At 70.6% G+C, this 23470-nt stretch carries 21 protein-coding genes; 9 read left to right on the forward strand and 12 right to left on the reverse strand.

Annotation, left to right across the window (positions count from 1 at the left end):
- Positions 1-31: 31 nt before the first annotated feature.
- The 5 genes from H7694_RS05295 to H7694_RS05315 form a co-directional block, all read right to left on the reverse strand.
- Positions 32-631, reverse strand: coding sequence for a hypothetical protein (locus tag H7694_RS05295; RefSeq protein ID WP_193598490.1), 600 nt, complete (start codon positions 629-631; stop codon positions 32-34).
- Between the two features lie 2 nt (positions 632-633).
- Positions 634-1590, reverse strand: a complete 957-nt coding sequence (locus H7694_RS05300; protein WP_193598491.1) for a glycosyltransferase — start codon at positions 1588-1590, stop codon at positions 634-636.
- Positions 1587-3497 (reverse strand): glycosyltransferase, encoded by a 1911-nt coding sequence (locus H7694_RS05305; RefSeq protein WP_193598492.1) that lies wholly within the window; start codon positions 3495-3497, stop codon positions 1587-1589. The genes H7694_RS05300 and H7694_RS05305 overlap by 4 nt, the downstream gene beginning before the upstream one ends.
- Before the next feature lie 88 nt (positions 3498-3585).
- Entirely contained in the window at positions 3586-4884 is a 1299-nt protein-coding gene (locus H7694_RS05310; protein WP_193598493.1) for an O-antigen ligase family protein, read from the reverse strand.
- Positions 4881-6299: an O-antigen ligase family protein gene (locus H7694_RS05315; RefSeq protein ID WP_193598494.1), complete on the reverse strand. Its 1419-nt coding sequence runs from the start codon at positions 6297-6299 to the stop codon at positions 4881-4883. Before H7694_RS05315 ends, H7694_RS05310 begins: the two co-directional genes overlap by 4 nt.
- Before the next feature lie 71 nt (positions 6300-6370).
- Here H7694_RS05315 and manA point away from each other — a divergent pair, with 71 nt between their 5' ends.
- The 4 genes from manA to H7694_RS05335 all read left to right on the forward strand — a co-directional run bounded on the left by manA (position 6371) and on the right by H7694_RS05335 (position 12627).
- Positions 6371-7489 (forward strand): mannose-6-phosphate isomerase, class I, encoded by a 1119-nt coding sequence (manA, locus tag H7694_RS05320; protein WP_193598495.1) that lies wholly within the window; start codon positions 6371-6373, stop codon positions 7487-7489.
- A 184-nt stretch (positions 7490-7673) separates the two neighbouring features.
- Positions 7674-7991 carry a WhiB family transcriptional regulator gene (locus H7694_RS05325; RefSeq protein WP_193598496.1) on the forward strand — a complete coding sequence of 106 codons (318 nt, stop codon included), beginning with the start codon at positions 7674-7676 and terminating at the stop codon, positions 7989-7991.
- A gap of 131 nt (positions 7992-8122) precedes the next feature.
- On the forward strand, positions 8123-11236 hold the full coding sequence (locus H7694_RS05330) for a glycosyltransferase (RefSeq protein ID WP_193598497.1): 3114 nt from the start codon (positions 8123-8125) through the stop codon (positions 11234-11236).
- Positions 11233-12627 (forward strand): DUF5719 family protein, encoded by a 1395-nt coding sequence (locus H7694_RS05335; RefSeq protein WP_193598498.1) that lies wholly within the window; start codon positions 11233-11235, stop codon positions 12625-12627. Before H7694_RS05330 ends, H7694_RS05335 begins: the two co-directional genes overlap by 4 nt.
- Here H7694_RS05335 and H7694_RS05340 read toward each other — a convergent pair.
- A complete protein-coding gene (locus H7694_RS05340) occupies positions 12621-13052 on the reverse strand; it encodes a hypothetical protein (RefSeq protein WP_227468306.1) in 432 nt (143 codons plus the stop codon). The genes H7694_RS05335 and H7694_RS05340 overlap by 7 nt on opposite strands.
- A 99-nt stretch (positions 13053-13151) precedes the next feature.
- On the opposite strand from H7694_RS05340, the gene H7694_RS05345 reads away from it, so the two are divergent.
- The 4 genes from H7694_RS05345 to H7694_RS05360 all read left to right on the forward strand — a co-directional run bounded on the left by H7694_RS05345 (position 13152) and on the right by H7694_RS05360 (position 16409).
- On the forward strand, positions 13152-13358 hold the full coding sequence (locus tag H7694_RS05345; protein WP_193599091.1) for a DUF3499 family protein: 207 nt from the start codon (positions 13152-13154) through the stop codon (positions 13356-13358).
- Between the two features lie 113 nt (positions 13359-13471).
- Positions 13472-14401 (forward strand): efflux RND transporter periplasmic adaptor subunit, encoded by a 930-nt coding sequence (locus H7694_RS05350; protein ID WP_193598499.1) that lies wholly within the window; start codon positions 13472-13474, stop codon positions 14399-14401.
- Positions 14398-15201, forward strand: a complete 804-nt coding sequence (locus H7694_RS05355) for an ABC transporter ATP-binding protein (protein ID WP_193598500.1) — start codon at positions 14398-14400, stop codon at positions 15199-15201. The genes H7694_RS05350 and H7694_RS05355 overlap by 4 nt, the downstream gene beginning before the upstream one ends.
- Positions 15198-16409: an ABC transporter permease gene (locus tag H7694_RS05360; protein WP_193598501.1), complete on the forward strand. Its 1212-nt coding sequence runs from the start codon at positions 15198-15200 to the stop codon at positions 16407-16409. Before H7694_RS05355 ends, H7694_RS05360 begins: the two co-directional genes overlap by 4 nt.
- Positions 16410-16448: 39 nt before the next feature.
- Here the strand turns inward: H7694_RS05360 and H7694_RS05365 are convergent, their stop codons facing one another.
- Complete coding sequence (locus H7694_RS05365; RefSeq protein ID WP_193598502.1) at positions 16449-17258, reverse strand: RDD family protein; 810 nt, start codon at positions 17256-17258, stop codon at positions 16449-16451.
- A gap of 16 nt (positions 17259-17274) precedes the next feature.
- Here H7694_RS05365 and H7694_RS05370 point away from each other — a divergent pair, with 16 nt between their 5' ends.
- Entirely contained in the window at positions 17275-18264 is a 990-nt protein-coding gene (locus H7694_RS05370) for a stage II sporulation protein M (RefSeq protein ID WP_193598503.1), read from the forward strand.
- A gap of 22 nt (positions 18265-18286) precedes the next feature.
- Here the strand turns inward: H7694_RS05370 and aqpZ are convergent, their stop codons facing one another.
- The 5 genes from aqpZ to H7694_RS05395 form a co-directional block, all read right to left on the reverse strand.
- Positions 18287-19066 carry an aquaporin Z gene (aqpZ, locus tag H7694_RS05375; protein WP_193598504.1) on the reverse strand — a complete coding sequence of 260 codons (780 nt, stop codon included), beginning with the start codon at positions 19064-19066 and terminating at the stop codon, positions 18287-18289.
- 111 nt (positions 19067-19177) lie between these two features.
- Positions 19178-20677, reverse strand: coding sequence for a catalase (locus H7694_RS05380; protein WP_193598505.1), 1500 nt, complete (start codon positions 20675-20677; stop codon positions 19178-19180).
- Between the two features lies 1 nt (position 20678).
- The gene (locus tag H7694_RS05385; protein WP_193598506.1) at positions 20679-21116 is read right to left on the reverse strand and encodes a Fur family transcriptional regulator; all 438 of its coding nucleotides are present in this window, start codon (positions 21114-21116) and stop codon (positions 20679-20681) included.
- Between the two features lie 58 nt (positions 21117-21174).
- Positions 21175-22482 (reverse strand): DUF58 domain-containing protein, encoded by a 1308-nt coding sequence (locus tag H7694_RS05390; protein ID WP_193598507.1) that lies wholly within the window; start codon positions 22480-22482, stop codon positions 21175-21177.
- Position 22483: 1 nt separating this feature from the next.
- Positions 22484-23407, reverse strand: coding sequence for an AAA family ATPase (locus tag H7694_RS05395; protein WP_193599092.1), 924 nt, complete (start codon positions 23405-23407; stop codon positions 22484-22486).
- Positions 23408-23470 lie beyond the last annotated feature (63 nt).

Here is a 23470-nt window from a genome sequence, read left to right on the forward strand (position 1 = left end):
CCGCGGGCTCCGGAACGTAATCTGAATATGGTCAGGGACCGACGATCGAACCCAGAAGCTCGAGAGCTCTGGTTGCCGACTGCTCTGCGTCCCGTACGTCCTGCCCACGCTCGTAAGCCGAACGCAGCGTTTCAAGGGCTTGAGCGTAATCGTGCACCGCTGATGACCATCTTGACTCGATGGAGGATGGTGCAACGGTGTCACTGAGTCGTTCTGCATCCTGCTGCAGCAGCATGATGTCCTGCATGGCAGCCATTCCGCCTTCGTCTCGGGCATAACCCAGACCCGTCGCGGCGGTCTCGAGCACGGGCGTCACCTTGTCGCGGAACGTGGCCAGGTCAGGATCCGCCGGCGGAGGAGGCGCGGTCACCGGCGTGGGGCTCGCGGTCGGAGTCGGAGTCGGTGTCGGCGTGGCCGATGGGGAGGACGTCGGAGCGGGGGATGCCGTCGCCGACGGACTCGGTGTGGCGCTGGGCTCAGCACCGGGCGTGCCAGGCCGGAAGAACAGCCCGAACACAACGGCCGCGATGGCGATGGCGGCGACAGACAGCCCGATGATCAGCCACACGCGTCCACGCCGGGGTTTCTCGTCGGAATAGGCCCAGACGTACTCGGGCTGTGGCTCGGTCATCGTCAGTTCTCCAGTGAGGGCATCGGCTGCCACGTGCGGTCGCGTCCGATCCTGCCGCCGTCGCGGAGGCCTCGGAACAGGTTGCTGGTGCCGCGCACGGTGCGCTCGACGAAGAACAGGCGGATCAGTTCCTTGAAGAACGTCGCCGTCGTGCCCAGGCCGAACAGCACCGGGTTGTACACTCCCTTGTCGCGATAGTAGTGCTTGATGAACGCGCGGTTGCGCATGATGTAGTACCGGTACGCGTTGCTCGAGGCGTTCATGTGCCGGATGCCCATGTCCCACTGCCTGATCTCGCGCGTGCGGCGAAGCACGAACTCATCCACGATCACGGCGGTGGTCAGGCGCGACGCGAGCCAGCCGTACATCTGGTCGTCCCAGTAGATGAAGAAGCGCGGGTCGGGCAGGCCGATTCGCTGCACGATCGAGCGATGGATGAACATGCCCTCGAAGCATCCGCTGTTCATCTCCTTGAAGCCCGACTCGTCGAACTTCGATGGGGCGAACGGAATCGGGATGCCCATCCGCTCGGCGATCCGGTACTGCCAGTAGAACTCGCTGCCGTCGTAGTCGTAGCGGCGACCCTGGATGCTCTTGAACCGCCGCGACCAGCGGCCCATCTTCGCCAGCCCGTCGGGGAGCACCTCGACGTCGTCGTCCATGAGCCAGATCCACTCGGAACCGAGCTCATAGGCGGTGCGCATGCCCTCGCTGAAACCGCCCGAGCCGCCGGTGTTCGAATCTAGGCGCCGGTACACGATTTCCGTGCCGAACCCTTCGCGGAACGAATCCACGACCGCGGTCGTGTCATCCGACGACGCGTTGTCGATGATGACCACGCGGCCAGGCTTCGGATCCATAGAACGGATGCTGGTCAGCAGGCCGCTGAGCAGATGCGACCGGTTGAAGGTGACGATGACGATCGCGGCGGATGCCGGGTCGAACGCGGCGGTGCTCATGCCTGCTCCTCGAAGATGCGCTGCCAGGAGGCGTCGGAGACGAGCTCCGGCAGAGCGTCGCGGTACTCCCGCTGCAGTTTCGGCCAGCTGCGGCGCAGCCGGCGGTGCAGCAGGAAGGAGTCGCGAAGCATCCTCCGGTACTGACCGCGATCGCGGGTGTAGATGTTCTTGCCCGATCCGTCCGCGGAGCTGACAAGGGCGCTCTCGAATCCCGGCACGCGCCACCACAGGGCATCCGATTTGCCGAACTCGACCTCGGGCTGCGCCACGTTTGCGGGATCCGGCGAACGCAGCCAGTGGGCGACCAGCGTGCGCAGCGTGAACCAGCGCAGACGCATGCCCGTCGGGCTGTCGAACTCGTGCTGCTTGGTCTGCTTGTACACCTGCCGGCCGCGCCGCGAATGAAGCACGCGCGAGGGGTCGCGGTGCACGACAGTCTCAGGGAAGTCGGCGGCCATCGCCCGCGCCGCGGGCATCGCCGTTGCGAGGTTCCGCCTCATGTGCTCTGGGCCCGACAGCACGTCGCGCAGCGCCTGGATGCGCAGGGCGACGGGGTAGTACTGCATCATCATCAGGTGCTTGAGATCCACGCGCAGGCTGTGCTTGAGCAGCCGCCCACCCTGGGGCGCGTTCGAGTGCAGCAGGCCGGCGACGATCCGGTTGCGCGCGTGGAAGTACGCCTGCCAGTCGATCGTGTCGTCCTTGTTGACCCACGACACGTGCCACAGTGCGACGCCTGGGAGCGACACTGTCGAGTATCCGGCTTCGCCGGCACGCAGGCAGAACTCAGCGTCATCCCATTTGATGAACGCGGGCAGCGCGAGCCCGACCTTCCTGATTGCCTCCAGCGGGATCAGGCACATCCACCAGCCGTTGTAGTCGGCGTCCATGCGCATGTGCAGCAGCGGTGACTGCCGCAGGTTGGATGCGCCGAAGTCGTGCGGCATCCTCTCCTGGTACAGATTGCGCCACATGAACGGATGCTCGTCGACGACCTCCGCCCAGCCGTGCAGCTTCGGTCGGTCCAGCAGGTCGAACATGTGGCCGCCCACCAGCACGGGTGAGGTTGCGTACCGTGCGAAGACGATCGAGCGACGCAGCGACTCGGGCTCGAGGCGCACATCATCGTCGAGTAGCTGCACGAAGTCGCTCTCCGGGCGGTTGAGGGTCTCGTGCATCGAACGAGCGAACCCGCCGGAACCACCGAGATTCGGCTGGCGGATGACCTGCAGGGTGTCGCCGAGCTGTGCCGAGACCTCGTCGTAGCCCTCCTGATCGGCCACGAGCTGCGTGCCCTGATCGACCAGGAAGATCCGGTCGACGAACTCGAGCGCATCGGGAGACGCGGCGAGGGCACGCAGCGTGTCGACGCAGTAGTCGGGCTTGTTGTAGGTGGTGATGCCAAGCGAGGCCTTGCCCTCGCGCACGGGGGACTGCTCGGTGGTCCACTGGGCACCCTCGAGCACAGCGTGCTTCTCGTCGGCGACGACGTCGAACCAGATCCAGCCGCCATCGCTGTACTCGGTCAGGGAGAGGTCGAACGACGTGGTGGCGTCACCGCTCACCTCGCGCGTGTCGATGCGCTGGCGCACCCCGCTGCCGTTCGAGCGGTACACGAGGATCGTGGCCGGCCCGCTGGTGCGGACGGTGAGCCTGATCTCCCGCACGCTCGTCCAGTGCTGCCAGTACGAGGCCGGGAAGGCATTGAAGTACGTGCCCAGCGAGACCCTGCGGCCCGAGACGATGCGGGCGCGATGGCGACCGAGGATGTTGCCGAGATGCGCACGGTTCGAGACCCGCACGGGCTCCTCGTCGATGACCGACCACGTCTCGGGGTCGGCGTACAGCGGGAGCAGATCGGGGTCTCGGTCGAGCGGGAAGACGACGGTCTGCAGCACGTGGGTCACGAGGGGAAAGCCTACCTTCACCACCTTGGGAACGCCGGAACGCCGGAACGCGGGAACGCGGGAACGCCGGAGCCTCAACCCGACAGGCTCACCCCCGCGGCCCGAGCGTCGGCACGGTCCCCGTGTGCGCGTCGTCGATGTTCTGCCGCCACGAGCGGGTCTGGCCGGCGCGCAGCGCGCAGAGCACCAGCAGCAGCCAGCCGATGCCGGTGAGCGTGAAGCTCTCGAACATCGACTCCACGGCCAGTGTCACCAGCAGCAGGGGCGTCCACGCATAGACGACCGAGCGGCGCACGCTGGCGACCAGCCATGAGCGCACGGTCGCGACCCCGCCGAGGATGAGGAACAGCGCCAGGCCCGGCCAGCCGAGCTGCAGCAGCAGGTCGAAGTACGAGTTCAGTGCTGAGCGGTGCTGGTCGGAGAGCTGGAGGTTGATGAACCAGAACGGGTACTCGGCGCGTGGCCACGGCCCGAACCACCCGTAGCCGGTCATCGGCTGCTGCGCGACGACATCGAGGATCGCGTTCCACAGGTCGGCCCGGGTCGAGAAGTCCGACCCTGCATCGAGCAGGCGGATGATCACGTGACGCAGGGCGAAAGCCAGTGCCAGCGCGACCGCGACCAGCGCCCCCAGGATCCACTGCACGGTCACCCTGCGGTGCGGCCTCGTGTGTCGGACGATGGTGAGCGCGGTCGTCGCGACTCCGACGCCGGCGGCGAGCACGACGACGGTGGGGGATGCCGACAGCAGCGCGAGGAACCCGCCGAGGGCCACCGACAGCATCCCGACCACGCGGTCGATCGACTGCGTGCGCCACTCGATCACGAACGTGATCAGTCCGACGACGGCGACGAAGCCGAGCATGTTGCGCGTGCCGAAGATGCCCTGGATCGGTCCGCCCAGGGCGAGATTGCCGTCGATCCCGAACGCCGTGAACGGCAGATCGAGCAGGATGCCGGAGAGGATCTCGAGCCCGAGCGAAAGGGCGAGCAGCCAGCGCAGCGTGTCGCCGATGGCGCGGACGGTCTGCAGCGTGTCGCGGATGTGCCCGATCGTGATCGCGATGATCGCGTAGCCGGCCAGAGTCGCCCATCCGCTCAGCGTGCCGGGCCGGTCCGTGGTCCACACCAGGCTGACCAGGGCCAGCACCAGGAAACCCAGGAGCGACGTCGGCGCGAAGCGCAGCGGCGTGAGCTCCTCGCGTCGGACGATGAGCGTGGCGACGCCGACCAGGGCGAGCACGGTGATGATGGTCGCCAGGGTCGCCGGGGAGGTGAGCCGCTCGATCAGGAACGAGCCGAACGCCGCTGTGAGACCGGCCAGGGTGTACGCCCGCGCGAACTCCGCCGACGCCAGCAGCGAGACGATCTGCCGCTGCGGCGTCATGGCACCTGCCGCGCCCGCGGGCCGTGCGAGATCACCGGGGTGCGCTCACCGACCCCGATGCCGATCAGCGGCACGGACTTCATCTTGAACGAGAGCAGGATCAGCAGCAGCCAACCCCACAGCACGATCGGGGCCGACTCGGCCAGGCCCTCCACGAGCAGGGCGGCGGTCAGCAGCAGCGGCAGCAGGGACAGCGGCGAATACGGACGGTTCGCATCGAGATCCCAGCGGGGCCGGTCGACGGCGAAGAACCATGCGCGCCAGGTGAGCGCGGCCCAGGTGACGGCCATGAGCACGACGCCGACGATCCCCAGCTGCAGGAAGACGTCCAGCCACATGTCGTGCGCGTGGAACACGGTCAGGCCGTGGTCGACGATCCAGCCGTCGAATGCTGGATCCCAGGGCACCCACGGCGAGGAGAAGCCGTTCCCGAACACCGGGCGGGTGACCGCACGCTCCCACACGGTCTGCCAGATCTCCAGCCGCCCGGTCAGGTCGGATCCCTTGCCGAGCAGATCGAGCAGCCTCTCACGCAGCAGCAGCGCCGTCGCGATCCCGGCCAGGGCGACGACCGTGAAGGTCGCGTAGACGGCTCGTCGCGCTCGCGGCGTCCGGGCGGCACGGGCGATGAGGGCCGCGGCCAGGACCGCCAGCAGGATCACGATGCTCAGGTACACGGTCGCCGAATCCGCCTTCACGAGCAGGACGACCGCGATCACCGCCCAGACCACCAGCGCGCCGCGCCTGCGCACGCGCGCCGCGAACAGCACGCCGAACACGATCAGCGCGAACAGGCACATCATGGCCAGCGTGTGCGCGTTGCCTACGATCCCCTGGATGCGTCCGCCGTCGAAGAGGTTGCCCCGCACCCAGTAGAGGTGCGGATCGATCCCGTCCTCGGGGATGTCGGTGAAGTTGGGCAGGAGGGGGCGTCTGAGCACCAGCACGACCCACAGCTCGATGGCCAGTGACAGTCCGAGGATCACCTTGAAGGTCGTCGACAGCGCGCGGGCGATCTCCTGCCAGGTGAGCAAGGTCGCGATCATCAGCGCGCTGACGGTGACGGCGGCGAGCAGCGTCCAGGTCAGCAGCGTCGCGCCCGGCCAGCGCGACCACAGCACCGAGATCAGCGCCAGTGCGCCGTAGCCGAGTGCCGTCCACGGCATCCGGCGCCAGGGGAACCGGGTCGGGCGCTGGTTCGCGACCGCCGGAACCCAGATCGCCAGCGCCCCGAGGGTGAGGACGGCGAGCAGGATGCCGGCACCGAGGGTGCCGAGAAGGTTGTACACGGCGGTGTGGGCGAACACCGCGGTCAGGCTCAGCACGCTGTAGGCGCGCACCAGCAGGTGCCCCGTCGTCTCGCGGGCGGGTGCGGCGGGTGGCGCAGCCACGGGGTGCTTGGTGTACACGGCCATCGGATTCAGGCTACCGCGACGGGCCGTCATCGCCGCGGACGGATCTGCGACGCACGACCTACGCTGAGAGCATGCTGTTCACGATCACCAACGAGCCGCGCGATTACGCCTGGGGCTCGACGTCGCTGCTGGCCGATCTCGAAGGACGCGAGCCCACCGGCGCGCCCGAGGCGGAGGTGTGGTTCGGCGACCACCCGGGCGACCCCGCCGATCTCACCGACGGCACGACCCTGGATGCGGTGACCGGCGGCTCGCTGCCGTACCTGCTCAAGCTGCTCGCGGCCGGTGCGCCCCTGTCGATCCAGGTCCACCCGACCCGCGAGCAGGCGCGCGAGGGCTTCGCCCGCGAGGCGGGGCTGGATGCCGATGACCCGGCTCGTAACTACCGCGACGCGAACCACAAGCCCGAGCTGATCGTCGCCCTCAGCGAGCGCTTCGAGGCGCTCGGCGGGCTGCGTCCCGTCTCGGACACTCTGCGGATGCTCGGCGCGTTCGCGGATCTGCCGGGTGTGGTCGAGCTTCGCGCGCGCCTCGGCGCGGGCGAGGCGGCGGATGCGCTCCGTGACACGCTCGGGTGGCTGCTATCGGGCGACGCGAAGGCCGCGGTGGCCGACATCGTCGCTGCGCTGCAGGATGCCGATGCCGAGGAGTTCGCGGATGCGCTCGCCGCGGTTCGCTCGATCGCCGCCCGCAACCCCGGCGACCCGGGCGTCGTGGTCGCCCTGCTGATGAACTTCGTCGTGCTCAGCCCAGGAGAGGCGATCTTCCTGCGTGCCGGACTGCTGCACGCCTACGTCTCCGGGCTCGGCGTGGAGATCATGGCCGCGAGCGACAATGTGCTGCGCGGCGGTCTCACGCCGAAGCACATCGACGTGCCCGAGCTGCTCGCCATCGTCGACACCACCCCGTCCGAGGTGCCCGTCCAGCGCCCTGGCGGCGCCGACACGACGTACGAGATCCCGGTGCCCGACTTCGCGCTGCGCCGCATCCTCGTCGACGGCGAGACGGTCGTGCCCGTCACCGGACCGACGATGGTCCTGGCGACCACCGACGGCGTCACCGCGGCGACGCAGGCCGGCGGCGCATTGCCCGTTCCCGTCGGCACCGCCGTGTTCGCCACGGCCGATGAGGAGCGGGTGACGCTGTCGGGCCGGGGCGAGGCCTTCGTCGCCGAGCCGGGTCGCGACTAAGCGCTTGCAGCCCTGCGAAGCATCCTTCACACCATCCGAACCCGCGCGACACGCCGACGGACAGCGGGTGAACCTTAAACGCGCTGTTGAGGGTTTACCATCCGCGACTTGACCGGAGCGAATCACACGGGTGTAATTAGTCATGCAAGCCCGAGGGGGGCACAAGCAGGGTAGGGAGATCGAGATGACGGGTTACCGCTCAGACGTTCCCGATAATTGGTTCGTCGATCCGGTGAATCTCGGCGTCCCCGGCGTTCGCCGGCCGGATGCCGAGGATGACGGCGCCCTCGCATGGCAGGTCGACGCGCTCTGCGCGCAGACCGACCCTGAGGCGTTCTTTCCGGAGAAGGGCGGCTCGACACGCGACGCGAAACGCATCTGCACCTCGTGTGATGTGCGCGGCGAGTGCCTCGAGTACGCGCTGAACAACGACGAGCGCTTCGGCATCTGGGGTGGCCTCAGCGAACGCGAGCGCCGCAAGCTCAAGCGCCGCGCGAGCTGAACCGCACACCGCAGCCGAGAATCGGGCCGGCGGGCACGCATCCGCCGGATGCCGTGCCCGCCGGTTTCTTCATGGGCGCGCCGGGGCGCTGACCGGGGTGGCGCCCGCCCCTGCTTAGGCTGGCAGGTGCCATGCCAGCACGTGTTCACGCCATCCTCGTCGCCCGCTCCGGAAGACCCGCGAGCGTCCAGCTCGACCGAACCCTCGACGCCCTGCGCGCGCAGACCGTTCAGCCGGCTGCGGTCACCGTCGTGGTGCTGGGCGACGCCTCGCACGTGCGCGGCACAGCGGGCATCGGGCGCACCGTCGAGGGCATCATCGAGGCGCGCCCCAGCACGGGCTTCGCCGAGGCGGTCTCGCTCGCACAGCCCCGGGTCGCCGAGAACACCTCGGTGTGGCTGCTCGCCGAGGACACCGTGCCCGAGCCGTCGGCGCTGCAGCTTCTGGCCGGAGCGCTCGAACGCGCCCCGTCGGCGGCCATCGCCGCTCCCAAGCTCGTGCGCCACGACGACGATCGCGAGATCGTCTCGCTCGGCGTGAGCATGACCCGCTGGGGGCGGGCGATCGAGCTCGCGACCGACGAACTCGACCAGGGCCAGCACGACGACGCCGAGGACGCGCTCGGCGCGGACGTGCGCGGCATGCTGATCCGCGGTGAGGCCCCGAAGGTGCTGCGCCCCGACCCCGCGCTCGCCGGCGCCGACGAGGGCCTCGACCTGGGCGTGCGCACGCGACTCGGCGGTGCTCGCTTGGTGCTCGTGCCCAAGGCGCGCGTCGCCGTTCGCCCCGACGGTCCCGCGGCCCTGCCGCGACGTCCCATGGCCCGCGCCTGGGTGACCCGCCGCGCACAGCTGCACCGCAGGCTCTCCTACGCGCCCGCCGTCGCCGTGCCGCTGCACTGGCTGAGCCTGCTGCCGCTCGCACTGTGGCGCTCGGTCACGCACCTCATCGCCAAACGGCCCGGCGACGTCGCCCCCGAATGGGGGGCCGCGCTCGTGAGCATGCTGAGCCTGCGGTCGCTCGCACGCTCCCGCCGCGGCATCCGCTCTTTCCGGCGGGCGTCCTGGTCGGACATCGCGCCGTTGCGGGTCTCACGCGAGCAGCTGAAGCAGCGCCTGGACGACGGGCACGGCACCGAGCGGGGCGCGGTCAGCGAACTGAACTTCTTCAGCGGCGGCGGCGCCTGGACGGTGCTCGGTGCACTCGTGGTGAGCATCGCCTGCTTCGCGTCGATGCTCGCCTGGCCCGCGATCGGCGGGGGAGCGCTGCTGCCCCTGCGCCAGACGGTCGCAGGGCTCTGGTCGGATGCCGCGTGGGGGCTGCGTGATGTCGGCCTGGGCGTGGTCGGTCCCGCCGACCCGTTCGCCGGAGTGCTCGCGGTGCTCGGCTCGCTGTGGCCCGCGGCGCCGTCTTTCGTCATGGTGCTGCTGTGGCTGGGTGCGCTGCCGCTCGCCGTGCTGGGCGGCTGGTTCGCCGCCACCCGGGTCACCGACCGCGCAGGCCTGCGCATCCTCGGGGGAGTGCTGTGGGCTCTCGCCCCGACGTTCCTCAGCGCGCTCGTGCAGGGCCGTCCTGCCGCAGTGCTGCTGCACCTGCTGCTGCCGTGGGTACTGCACGCGGCCGTCGTCGCCCATCGCTCCTGGGGTGCCGCCGGAGCCGCCTCGCTGCTCACCGCGGCTGCTCTGGCGTGTGCACCGTCGCTCGCGCCCGCGTTCGTCCTGCTGTGGGCGGTCGCCCTCGTGCTCATGCTCGTCAGCGGCAGGCTGCGCGGCGCCGCCCGTCTGCTCTGGCTCCTCATCCCCGCTGCCGCGCTGTTCGCGCCGTTGGTGGTCTGGCAGGTGAGACGCGGCGACCCGTGGGCGCTGCTCGCCGACCCCGGTGCCGTCGTCCCGCTCGCCCAGGCGGGCGCGGATGCCGCCGGCCGGGCCGGCATCGCCGCGGGCTTCCCCACGCCGGGCCGCGCCGGCTGGGACTGGTTCGCCGGTGCCGAGATCGCCGGCTGGGTGCCGCTGCTGCTGGCACCGGTCGCACTGCTCGCGCTGCTGTCCGCGGTCTCTCCGCGCTGGCGCGCAGGGTTCGCGCTGCTGGCCACAGCCCTTGCCGGACTTGCGACGGCGATGTTCGCCGTCGGGATCGTCGTCGCATTCTCCGACGGCGTCGGCGTGGCGATCTGGCCCGGCACGGGCCTCAGCCTCGCCTGGCTCGGCACCGTCGGTGCGGCGCTCGTGGCGCTCGACACCCTCGTCGGCCTGTCGTCCCTGCGTGCGGCCGCTGCCGTGCTCGCGGGCGCCGCGATCGCCGTGTGCGCGGTGCCGTCGCTGATCTCGGTGCACGCCGGGCAGGCCGAGGTCCGCAACGGGCCCCGCAGCACACTCCCCGCGCTCGTCGCGGCGCAGCCCGAGGGAGAGGCCGATCGCGGGACGCTGGTGCTGACGGCCCTGAACGACGGCTCGCTGTCGGTGGAGTCGGTGTGGGGCGCGAGCTCCACTCTCAACGGGCAGAGCACGTTGGCGTCGACCGCGACCAGTCCCCGCGGCAAGGACATCTCCGCCACGGCTGTCGACCTCATCTCGGGTCGTGACTTCGACGCGGCGGCCGCGCTGGCGGGTGACGGCATCGGCTTCGTGCTGGTCTCGCAGACACCGCAGGAGAAGGACCGCGCACGCACGCTGCGCGACGAGGCGCTCACCGCCATCGATCAGCGCACCGGCTTCGTCAAGGCGGGAGAGACCAGCCGCGGGATGCTGTGGCGCGTCGAGGGCGACATCACCGCACGAGACCGCCTCTCGTCGAACCAGGCCGCGATCGCGCAGCTGGTCGCCGTCGGACAGCTGGTGATCCTCATCGCCGCGCTGCTGCTGGCGATCCCGACCCGCGCGTCGCGCCGCGCCGCACGCGCACGCTCGCGCATCGTGGGACGCAGCCTGGACGATCCCGTCGCATCGCATCGGCGTCACGACGACGATGACCCGGCGGATGCCGTCGGCGCGCCCGCAGCACCGGCCGCACCCGCGTCCGGGCAGGAGGGCCGTGCTGAACCGGAGGCGTCACCGCCCGAGGGGGAGCGCGAGTCAGGTCCGGACCGCGAGTCAGGCCGGGCGCACGAGTCGGCGCCGGCGGCACGGGCTGCGCGTGAAGCATCCGATGAGACGGGAGCCGCACTCGCAGACGAATCCGCCCGGCCGGAGGTCCCGGAGTCGGGGGATGCATCCCAGGTCACCACCGTCGCGGAGGAGGAACGATGAGGCAGCGGACGATCCGGCTCGCCGCCACCGGCGCGCGCATCGCCACCGGAGCGATCGTGGCAACGGCGTGCGTGCTCGGCGTGATCGCCGGGACCGCGGCATCCTGGCCGGAGATCCGCAACGAGGCGGGCGGGACCACCGTCGCCCCGGTCCCGGGCGATGCGGTGCTGGTCTGCAACGGCTCGTTCCGCGCTCTCGGAAGAGACGCGACGCAGGCAGGGCTGATGGTGTCGGCATCCATCCCCGCACTGCGCGTCGACGGCGCGTCCGACCTGATCGAAGCGGCGTCGCTGGCCATGCCGGATGTCCTGGGCGGGTCGGGTGCGCAGTCGCTCACCGGCCGGGTGCAGGACCGGGAAGCGCCGCTGGTCGCGGCGTCCGAGTCCGTGCGCATCTCCGACGAGGATCTGCGCGGCTTCGCGGCCGCGCCGTGCCGGGAGCCCGCCCTGAGCACCTGGCTCGTCGGCGGCGACGTGTCCACCGGCGCCTCCGACATCATCGTGCTCTCCAATCCGGGAGCGGTGACGGCGACCGTCGAACTCGACGTGTACGGCGAATCGCGCCGGGCATCCACGGTCGTCGTGCCCGCTGCGACGCAGCTGGGCGTGCCGCTGGCGTCCGTCGCGGCGGGCGAACGCAGCCCCGTGGTCCACGTCACCGCGTCGGGGACCCCGATCCGCGCAGCCCTCCAGTCGGCGCTGGTGAGAACGCTCGACCCCGTCGGCATCGACGTGCAGGACGGCGTGGGCGGAGCGCAGACCGAACTGCTCATGCTGGGCGTGCGCTCCTCACCGGTGGCGGAGGGCGACGACTCGACGGGAATCGTGGTGCGGATGCTGGCGCCCGCTGACGATGCGACCGCCACGGTGCGGGTGCGTGCGATCGGTTCGGGGCAGGTCGTCGACGAGTACACGATCGACCTGGCAACGGCCGCACCCGCCGAGATCGCGCTGACCGGTGTCCCCGAGGGCTCGTACGACATCGACATCGAATCCAGTGCGCCGATCGTCGCGGGTGCGCGGCAGACCGTGCGCGCCGCCGCGCAGGAGGATTTCGCGTGGGCGCTGCCCTCGCCCGAGCTGGCTTCCGGAGCCCAGACGATGATCTCCGTGCCCGGTGGCGCCCCGGCCACGCTGTTCCTGCGCAGCGGTGCCGACGAGGAGGTCGTCGTGTCTCTCGGCGGCGCCGCGGAGCAGGAGGTGCGGCTCGCGCCCGGCGCGTCCGCCGTGGTCTCGGTGCGGGCCGGCGCCTACACGCTCACGTCCGACGGTCGCGTGCACGCGGCCGTCGGGATGAACGGCGGCGACGGGGCGGCGGTCATCGCGAGCTGGCCGGTGTGGGCGGGGTCCGCCACGCACCAGCCGATCGTGGTGCGCACCGACGGTCAGTAGTCGCGGCCCTCGGGGCCGAGCTCCCACGGCTCGCGGCCGACGTACTCGGCCGCGGCATGGAACACGGCGCTCTCGATGGCCGCGCGGCGGTGCAGGGCGTCGTCGTGCCCCTTGGGCAGCAGCCGCTCGATGGGGACCCGGTACAGCGACACCCGGCGGGTGGTGTGATCCACGCGCCAGCGCGGGATGCCGTCGTCGCGATCGTGCACGGGCATCGCCGAGATCTCGAAGCGCACGTCACGCAGCTCTTCCCAGGCGCCGCGCAGGAACTCCACCGCGCTGCCGACCGTGACCTCGAACCGGTCGAGGCGGCCGTCCAGGGGCGGGAGGGGTGGACGCACGACCTCACTGCGGCCCAGCCGGCCGTGGCGCCCGTGACGCGTGCCGCGGGTGCGACTGGGGCGATGCGGAGGGCGGCGGGTCATGGGGAGAGTCTAGGACGATTCCGGGCGCTCCCGCCGCGCGGCGCCGCGGCCGAGCCGCACACTCGTCCTAGTGTGGAGGGGATGGATGACTCACTGCGCATCGACGAGCGGCTCTGCTCCAAGGTGGCGTGTGCGCGCGAGGCCGTGGCCACGCTCACCTTCGACTACGGCGACCAGATGGCCGCCCTCGGCCCTCTCGGCCCCGGTGGGGATCCGCACGCCCACGACCTGTGTTCGCAGCACGCCGAGCGGCTGTCCGTGCCCGCCGGCTGGCTGGTCATCCGCCACGAGGCACTGCGCACCTGAGCGCGGGGCGGGCGACACGCGGATCAGGGGCATCCCTGATCCGTTCGAACGCCCCCGTGGCCTAGCCTGAGGCCGGGGGAGTCAGGGCGGCTGCCCCGGAAAGGGCAGCAGCCGTGGTCGTCTGGCGTCGCGTCATCCTCCCGCTCGTCTTCGTGATCGTGATCGGGGTCGCCGCGGCGGCGCTGGTCAAGCTCGCATTCTTCCCCGATTCGGCGGATGCCGCGCCCGCAGGCCCCGTGGCAGGGGTCGCCGAACCGCTGACCACGGTGGAGCGCGGGTCGGTCGTCAACGAGCTCGCCCTCGACGGCAGCATCGCACGCGACGACTCCTACCCGGTGCGCAGCGAGACCGACGGCACCGTGACGGCCGTGCACGTGAGCGACGGCGCCACGGTGCAGAAGGGACAGCTTCTGGTCACGATCAAGCAGGACCACCCGGTCAGGAGCATCGAGCTGCGGGCACCCGAAGCCGGCGACGTGTCGCAGATCGCGCTGGTCAAGGGGCAGATGACCAGCGTCGGCGGCGAGGCGCTGACCCTGACCCCGGCACGTCACCACGTCATGGCCACCGTGCAGCCGGCGCAGCTGTACCGCCTGGTGAACGCGCCCTCCGAGGCGACGGTCACGATCGTCGGCGGCCCCGCGCCCTTCAGTTGCACTGGTGTGCGCGTGCAGATCACCGAGGAGGGCACCGCGAGCGTGCGCTGCGCGGTTCCGGCCGATCAGACGGTGTTCGCTGGGCTCCCCGCGACGGTCGACCTCGCGCTGGGCAAGGTCGACGATGCCCTCGTGATCCCCGTCACGGCGGTCAAGGGCGGAGCGGGCAGCGGCGTCGTCTGGGTGGACGCCGGTGACGGCTCCGAGCCCGAGGAGCGCACCGTGAAGCTCGGCGTCAACGACGGCGAGATGGTCGAGGTCGTCGAAGGACTGGCCGAAGGCGACGCCATCCGGCAGTTCGTTCCCGGCTTCGCCGCCCCGGTGGAAGAGGTCTGCTACGACGACGGCATGGGCGGGGAGATGTGCGAGACGGGAATGAGCTGGTGACCCTCGTAGCCCTGCACGAGGTCACCAAGAGCGTCCTGCTGCCCGACGACACCTCACTCGAGATCCTGCGCGGGGTGACCCTCGAGGTGGACGCGGGGGATCACGTGTCCATCGTCGGTCGCTCGGGATCGGGCAAGTCGACACTGCTCAACATCCTCGGCATGCTCGATGCGCCCACCACCGGCACCGTCACCTTCTCGGGGCGCGAGGTGCGCCGGATGCGTTCGGGGCGGCTGGACCGGCTGCGCGGCGACCATGTGGGCTTCGTGTTTCAGCAGTTCAACCTGCTGCCCGGCCGCACGGCGCTCGACAACGTGATGATGCCGCTGGGCCATGCCACGGGCCGGCAGTTCTGGCGGCGCCGCAGCATCGCGGCCGAGATGCTCGAGCGGGTCGGCCTCGGTCACCGCGTCGATCAGATCGCCGATCGCCTCTCCGGTGGGGAGCAGCAGCGCGTGGCCATCGCGCGGGCGCTCGTGCGCCGCCCCGTGCTCATCCTCGCCGACGAGCCCACGGGCGCACTCGACATCGACACGGGCGCCGGAGTCATGGCGCTGCTGGACGAGGTGGCCACCGAGACGGATGCCGCACTCGTGACGATCACCCACGATCTGCACGTGGCCGCACGTGCCCGGCGTCACTACCGTCTGGACGGCGGTGTGCTCGGCGCAGCAGACCTGCGACGCGCCTTCGAGGCGTCGACGCTGCAGGGCGGCGCAGCGGGTTCGGGGCTCAGCGCGAGCGTGCCGTCCGCCCCTGAGGCGGACCTGGCGGTCGCGGCAGCGGAGGGGATCGCATGAGCGGGTTCCTGGGATCCCTCGCCGACGCCTGGGCCGAGATCCGTGTGCACAAGCTGCGGGTGCTGCTCAGCCTCATCGGCATCGCGGTGTCGGTGGGCGCGCTCACCGCGGTCGTCGCGATCTCGGAGATCGCCGCGCAGGCGCAGACGGAGGAGTCCGACCGCTACGGCGGTCGTGCCGCCACGCTCGCGGTCACACCGATGGGAGATGGCGGCCCGGTCGATGCGGAGGAGTTCCACGCCCGATTCGAGAAGGTCTCCGAGCGATACGGGTTCAGTCATGCCGCCCGCTTCGCGGAGGGGCTGATGGTGCCGGTGCAGTCGCCCGAAGGCCTGCGCGACACGTACGCCCGGCTGATGGACCCCGCGTATGCGGTCATCCATCGTGAGAAGCTGCTCACCGGCCGGGAGTTCCGTGCCGACGACGTCGAGGCCCTCGCACCGCCGGTGATCATCTCCGAGCCGCTGTGGGAGGTCCTCGGCGGTGTGCCCCTCGAGCAGCATCCGACGGTCACACTCGGCGGCGCCGCCGGCGGCATCCACCAGGTAATCGGCGTGCGGCCCCGGCAGGGTCCGTGGGACCAGGAGAAGCGCATCGACCTGCTCTTCGACGCCTACGCCGCGCGCGTGGACCGTCTGCCCGATGAGGCCGCGCTGCGGTACGACATCTGGGTGGGTGAGGAGGACCTGGCGGCAGTGGCTCCGGCCCTGGCGATGGACCTGCGCGCCGGGCTGCCTGCCGGGCAGAGCGTCATGGTCGATCGTCGCGACTGGGGCGCGTCCTCGGGGATCCGCGATGCGCAGGCGATGACCGAGCTGATCCTCGGCGGCATAGCGGGGCTGATCCTCGCGCTGGGCGCCCTGAGCCTGATCAACATCCAGCTCGTCGCCATGCGCCAGCGCGTGCGCGAGATCGGTGTGCGGCGTGCGTTCGGTGCCACCGCAGTGCGCGTCTTCACGGCCGTGCTGCTGGAGAGCCTGGTCGCCACCACCGTCGCCGGCGTGATCGGCATAGCCATCGTGGTCGCCGTGCTGCGTTCGCCGCTGCTGCTCGATTCGATGTTCCCGGCTCTCGTGGACGTGCCGCCGTTCCCGATGCGCGCGGCGATCACGGGTCTCGTCGCCGCGGTCGTCGTCGGCGCGCTCGCCGGGTTCGTCCCGGCGCTGGTGGCGCTGAGAGTCAGGGTGATCGACGCGATCAGGTTCTGAGACCGGATGCCGTCCGCCGGGCCGGTCGCCCGGCCGGGCTCAGATCCGGACGCGGCGGCCCGTGAGCTGCTCGGCGCGATCGTCCGCGAGGGTCAGGGCGCGCTGCTCGCGCTGACGGCGCAGCACGGTGACTCCGCGCAGCAGCTCCTCGGCGGGCACTGCTGGCACCGGTGACACGAAGGGACCGACCTCGGCGGCGAGCTCGTGCGCCACTCGCATGCGTGCGGTCGGAGAGAGGCGTTCCGCGTTCGCGAGGAACTGGGAGACGCGGCGCGCCAGCCGATCGGGCAGGCGGGCGACGTCCGCGACCTGCGCCCACTCGTCCAGAGCCGGCGGCAGCACGGGCGCATGCTGCTCGAGTCGCGGCGTGCGGACGCGCTGCGAATACGTGCCGGCGACCAGATCACCCAGGCGCTGCGAGCGGGCTGTCAGCGCGCCGGTGATCACCGCGCCGCCGCCGAACGTGAGGTAGATCTCGAGCACCCCGATCAGCGCGCGGATGAACGTGTGCCGGAAGGTGATCGCCCCGCCGTCGACGCGCACGATCCGCCCGCCGACCGCGAGCTTGCCGACGCTGCGCCCGCGCGTGGCCATCTCGACCGTGATCGGCAGCACCAGGAAGCTCACCACGGCGGCCCAGATCGAGATCATGGGCATCGTGTGCTGGTCGAGCAGCCCCAGGCCTGCGAGCCAGATCTGAAGGATCAGGAACGCTGTGAAGACGGCGAAGCTGATCAGCATGTCGATGAGGGCGCCGGCTGCGCGCAGGATGAAGCCCACCGGCTGCACGTCGATGGCCACCGCCTCACCGGACAGGATCTCCTGCTCATCCGCGATCGGGGTCGACATGAGTACAGTAAATCAGGTGGATGCCGATGCTCTCGCCGATGCGCGCCGTTCCGAGTGGGAGCGACTGGACGAGCTCAGCCGTAGGCGGCGCCTGAGCGGCGCCGAGGTCGACGAGCTCATCATGCGCTACCGCGCCGCCTCGGCCGATCTCGCCGAGCTGAAGACATCCGTCGGAGACTCACCGCAGGGCGCGTATCTGTCGACGATCCTCGCGGCGGCGCGGCTGCGGTTCACCGGAGCATCCGACAACATCCTCGCGCAGACGGCGCGGTTCTTCGCGCTGCAGCTGCCGGCGGCGCTGTACCGCATCCGCTGGACCACCGGGGTCATCGCCCTGGCCTTCATCGCCCTGGTCGTCATCACGGGCGCGTGGATCGTCGCCGACACGCAGCGCCTCGCGACCCTCGGCACGCCGGAGGCGCTGCGTCAGTACGCGGAGGAGGACTTCACCGGCTATTACCAGCCGATGACCTCGTTCGCCGGCATGGTCTGGACCAACAACGCCTGGATAGCCCTGCAGTGCGTGCTGTTCGGCGTCACCGGGATCTGGCCGCTGTGGATGCTGATACAGAACGCCATGGGCCTGGGGGCGGCCTCTGCGGTGATGACTGCGCATGACCAGCTCGGCACGATGCTGCTGCACATCACGCCGCATGGTCTGCTCGAGCTGACCGCGATCTTCGTTGCGGCGGCTGCGGGCCTGCACATCTTCTGGGCGTGGGCGGTGCCCGGTCATCGCACCAGGCTGGAATCGCTGGCCGCGGGCGGTCGGTCGCTGGCCACGGTCGCCATCGGGCTCGTGTTCGTGCTGCTGCTGTCGGGGCTCGTCGAAGGGTTCGTGACCGGATCGGCGCTGCCCTGGGCGGTGAAGATCGGCGTCGGTGCGCTCGCGCTGGCGGCGTTCCTCTTCTACATGCTCGTCATCGGCCGCAGGGCCGCCAGGCGCGGCGAGTCCGGCGACCTCGTCGAGTTCGAGGCGGGCACGCCCACTCTGACCGCGGGCTGACCCCGGCGAATCCCGCGCCCGCTCAGCTCGCGCGCGGGCTGTCGAAGAGTGCGCGGTAGGCGTATCCGGCGAGCATCGCACCGACGACGGGGAACACGAGGAACACCCACAGCTGCGCCAGGGCGTCGGTGCCGCCATAGATCGCCGCCGCGATGGAACGCGCCGGGTTCACCGAGGTGTTGTCCACCGGGATGGCGATGAGGTGGATGAGCGTCAGTGACAGGCCGATCGCGATGCCGGCGTGCGTGGTGCCCCGCGTCGGATGGGTCGAACCCAGGATGACGAGCAGGAAGAACCCGGTGAGGATGACCTCGATGATGATCGCCGCCATCATCCCGAATCCGCCCGGGGAGTGGGGCCCCCAGCCGTTGCTGGCGAAGCCGGAGTCCTGCGCGGTGGTGAGCCAGTTCTCCGGCCCGAACAGTCCGATGAGCGTGAGCGCGGTGGAGGCGACCACGCCGCCCACGACCTGAGCGATGATGTACGGCACCACCTCACGCCACGCGATGCGCCCGGCGGCGGCTGCGCCCAGGGTCACGGCGGGATTGAAGTGGCCGCCCGAGAGCGGGCCGAAGGCGTATACCCCGACCAGCACGGTCAGGCCGAAGGCGAGCGCGACGGCCACATAGACGCCCGAGAGTGCACCGGGTTCGGTGAAATGGTTCGAGGCGAAGATCGCCGTTCCGACCCCACCGAAGACGAGCAGGAAGGTGCCGAATCCCTCGGCGGCGAGCTTGGCGCCCAGGGATGCGGTCAGCGGGGCACCGGGGTCCGGCGCCGGTTCGATCGATGATTCGGTCATGGTCTCCCTTTCGTCGGTTCGATCGACTCCGATCGGATCCACCGCACATGCTAGTGGGGGTCGGATGCCGAAGCATCCGACCCCCACGCGCGTCGAGGTGGAATCAGACGATCACTCGCCGACGCCGACCGGCTCCTCCAGGTTGCCGGCGCCCGCGGCGACCAGGGCGCGGATGTCAGCTGCGACCTGCTGGTCGACCTGACCCCAGTACCAGAAGAACCGCTCCTGGATGGCTGGCACCGTCAGCGCCTCGTACTGGCCGGCGAGCGTCTGGATGAAGCGCTCGCGCTCCTCGGCGTTGAAGACGTCGTTGATCAGGGTGCGAGCCTGACCGAAGTCGTCGTCCTCGGAGTGCAGGGTGGCAGCCGAGCGCACGAGCTCCCCGTCGCTCTCCCAGCTCGCCTCGACACCGCGCTGCGCGTCGGCCTGCGGGCCACCGGCGACACCGTACGAGTTGGGGGTGTAGACCCGGTGCTCTGCGGTGTTGTAGTGGTACTGCATGTTGCCCTCGTGCATGTAGTTGCTCGTGTGGGCGGCGTGCGGCTGGTTGACCGGCAGCTGGTTGTAGTTCGTGCCGATGCGGTAGCGCTGCGCGTCGGGGTAGGAGAACACGCGGGCCATCAGCATCTTGTCGGGCGAGATGCCGGTGCCGGGCACCTGGTTGCCGGGCGAGAAGGCGGCCTGCTCGATCTCGGCGAAGAAGTTCTTCGGGTTGCGGTTCAGGGTGAACGTGCCCACCTTGATTCGCGGGTAGTCCTTCTTCGACCAGGTCTTGGTGAGGTCGAACGGGTTGAAGCGATAGGTCTTGGCCTCTTCATAGGGCATGACCTGGACGTACACGTCCCAGGACGGGTTCTCGCCGCGCTCGATCGCCTCATACAGGTCGCGACGGTAGTAGTCGGCGTCCTGACCGGCGAGGCGCTCGGCCTCGTCGGCGAACATCGGCTCGACGCCCTGCTGGGAGAGGAAGTGGTACTGCACCCAGAAGCGCTCGCCGGCCTCGTTCACCCACTGGTACGTGTGCGAACCGTAACCGTTCATATGACGCCACGAGCGCGGCAGGCCGCGGTCGCCCATGACGTAGGTGACCTGGTGGGCCGACTCGGGGGAGAGGGTCCAGAAGTCCCACTGCATGTCGGCGTCGCGGAGGCCGGAGCCGGTCAGGCGCTTCTGCGAGTGGATGAAGTCGGGGAACTTCATGCCGTCCCGCAGGAAGAACGTCGGGGTGTTGTTGCCGACGATGTCGAGGTTGCCCTCGGGCGTGTAGAAGCGCAGCGAGAAGCCGCGCACGTCGCGCCAGGTGTCGGGGGAGCCCTGCTCGCCCGCGACCGAGGAGAAGCGGATCAGCGTCTCGCTCTTCGCGCCGGGCTGGAACACCGCCGCGCGGGTGTACTGCGAGACGTCCTCGGTGACGACGAACTCGCCGAACGCGCCGCCGCCCTTGGCGTGCGGGTTGCGCTCCGGCACGCGCTCGCGGTTGAACGACGCGAGCTTCTCGACCAGATAGCGGTCGTGCAGGGCGGTGATGCCGTCGGGGCCGGACGTCAGCGAGTGCGCGTCGCTGGCGACCGGGGTTCCGGTCTGGGTGGTCGTGAAGGACTTGTCGGTCATATCACTTGTTCCTTTCGCAATCGGAGCAGATGGCTCGGTAGGTCACAGAGGCTTCGATGATCCGCATCCCGTGGTCGTGGGACGGATGCAGGCAGGGCGCGGCGCCGACCGCGCAGGCGACGTCTTCGACGCGGCCGCATTCGACGCACTGCAGGTGGTGATGATTGTCGAACTCGTGCTGCACCTCGTACAGCGCGCTCGGCGCGTCGGGCAGGCTCACCCTGCGGACGAGCCCCGCAGCGGTGAGGTCGCCGAGGATGCCGTGAACGGTGGGAAGCGCGACGCCGCTGAGTGTCTCGCGCAGTGCCGAGTGGACGGTGTCCGCCGAGGCGTGCGGTCGAGTGGACAAGGTGTTCAGGACGGCGACCCGCTGCACCGTGACACGAAGGCCCGCGGCGCGCAGGCGCGTGGGTGCTTCGTCGGGTGCGGCGATCGTCATGATTCGATTGTACCTTCTTCTGAATGATTTACAACACCGAATCATTCAGAAGAAATCGCTACAGCCGGCCGGCGGCCTTGAGCTCGAGGTAGCGGTCCGCGATCCGCGGCGGCAGCTCATCCGGGTCGGCGGCGATCGCCTCGCCTCCCACCCGCCGCACGGCATCCGCCACGATCTGCGCATCGCGGATGGTCTGCTCGGCCGCAGCGGCGAGGTAAACGTCCAGGCGCGAGTCGCGGCGGCGGGCGAGCTGCACGATCGAGTCGTCGGTGGCGGATCCGACCAGCAGCGTCGTGGCGCGTGAGGCGTCGGGGAAGGCGCCGAGGAACCCGCGCGCCGACTCGGCGGCATCCTGTGCGGTGAGCACGACCACGAGCGAGGGCCGCGTGGTCAGCGTGCGGACGGCGGCGAAGGCCCCCGTCCAGTCGGTGTCGACCAGACGAGCGTGCACGGGCGCCATGGCATCGGTCAGTGCGGGCAGGAGCCCGGCGCCGTCGACGCCGGTCACCCGGGCGCGGGCGACGCGGTCGTACATCAGCAGGTGCACGTGATCGCCCGCGCGCGAGGCGAGGGCCGCCAGCAGCAGTGCGGCCTCGAGCGCGGCATCCAGCCGTGTGCTGTCGCCCACGCGCGCCGCCGAGGTGCGGCCGGTGTCGATGAGGATCACGACCTGCCTGTCGCGCTCCGGGCGCCAGGTGCGCAGCATGGTCGTCCCCGCCCGCGCCGTGGCCCGCCAGTCGATCGAGCGGATGTCATCGCCGCGCACGTACTCGCGCAGCGAGTCGAACTCGGTGCCCTGGCCGCGCACCTGGATCGACGTGTTGCCGTCGAGCTCGCGCAGGCGCGCGAGCCGCGACGGGAGGTGCTTGCGCGAGGTGAAGGCGGGCAGCACGCGCAGCGCCCCGCGTACATCGTGCCTGGCCTGCCGCCCGGCGAGCCCGAGCGGCCCGCGCGAGCGGATGACCACGAACTCGCTGGAGAGCTCGCCGCGGCGCCGGGGGAGGAGCGGGGTCTGCAGCCTGCGGCGCTCGCCGGGAGGGATGCTGAGTCGCTCGCGCGTGAGGGGCGCGCCGGCGGTGGGCTGCCAGGCGTCGCGCAGCTGCCCGCGCAGCGTGCGCGAGCCGGTGTTCTGCAGCGCCACGCTGGTGACGACCGGCTCACCCAGCCGTGCCCGGGCGGGGATCGACCGGGTGACGACGACCGCGCGCGGGCTGGCCGCGAGGACGACGTCGAGGGTCACGAGCACCGTGCACAGCAGCAGCCACACCCCGAGCACCGCCCACGCCGGAAGCCCCGCCGCGCTCAGCAGCACGATCGGTGCGACGCCCAGCGCGATCAGCGGCGCCAGCAGTGCGGTGACGTACATCTCAGATCGGAACCCGGGTCTGCTGCACGACCGACTGCAGCACGGCATCCGGCGAGACGCCCTCCATCTGCGCGTCAGGACGCAGCTGCAGGCGGTGACGCCAGACCGGCATGAGCATGGTCTGCACGTGGTCGGGGGTGACCGCCGAGGAGGCGTTCAGCCAGGCCCACGCCTTGGCCGCCGCGAGCAGCGCGGTCGAGGCGCGCGGGCTCGCGCCGAGCTCGACGGAGGGCGAGAGCCGGGTGGCCCTGGCCAGGTCGACGACATAGCCGAGCACGTCGTCGGTGACCTGCACGCGGGCCGCGGCATCCTGCGCGGCGCGGATCTCGTCGCCGCCGATCACCGCCTGTACGCCGGTCAGCAGACGAGGGGAGAACCCGCCGGCATGCAGCCGCAGCACCGACACCTCGGCGTCGCGCTCGGGCATCCCGACGACGAGCTTCATCAGGAAGCGGTCGAGCTGCGCCTCGGGAAGCGTGTAGGTGCCCTCGTGCTCGATCGGGTTCTGCGTCGCGGCGACGAGGAACGGATCGGGCAGCGGACGGCTCAGCCCGTCGGCCGAGACCTGGCGCTCCTCCATCGCCTCCAGCAGGGCCGCCTGGGTCTTGGGCGGGGTGCGGTTGATCTCGTCGGCGAGCAGGATGTTCGTGAACACGGGGCCGGCGCGGAATTCGAACTCACCGGTGCGGGCGTCGTACACCAGCGATCCGGTGACATCGCCGGGCATCAGGTCGGGGGTGAACTGCACGCGCTTGGTGTCCAGCCCCACGGCGCGCGCGAAGCTGCGCACGACCAGGGTCTTGGCGACCCCGGGCACGCCCTCGAGCAGCACGTGCCCGCGCGCGAGCAGCGCGACCAGCAGCCCGGTGACGGTTCCGGCCTGACCGATCACCGCCTTGTCGACCTCGGCGCGCACGCGGTGCATCGCCTGGCGCAGCGCGTCGTCGTCGGTGGGGGCGGCAGGCGCGGCGGCGGATGCCGTGGCCGT

Origin of the sequence: Microbacterium sp. YJN-G (genome assembly GCF_015040615.1) — a bacterium.
Lineage (GTDB): Bacteria > Actinomycetota > Actinomycetes > Actinomycetales > Microbacteriaceae > Microbacterium.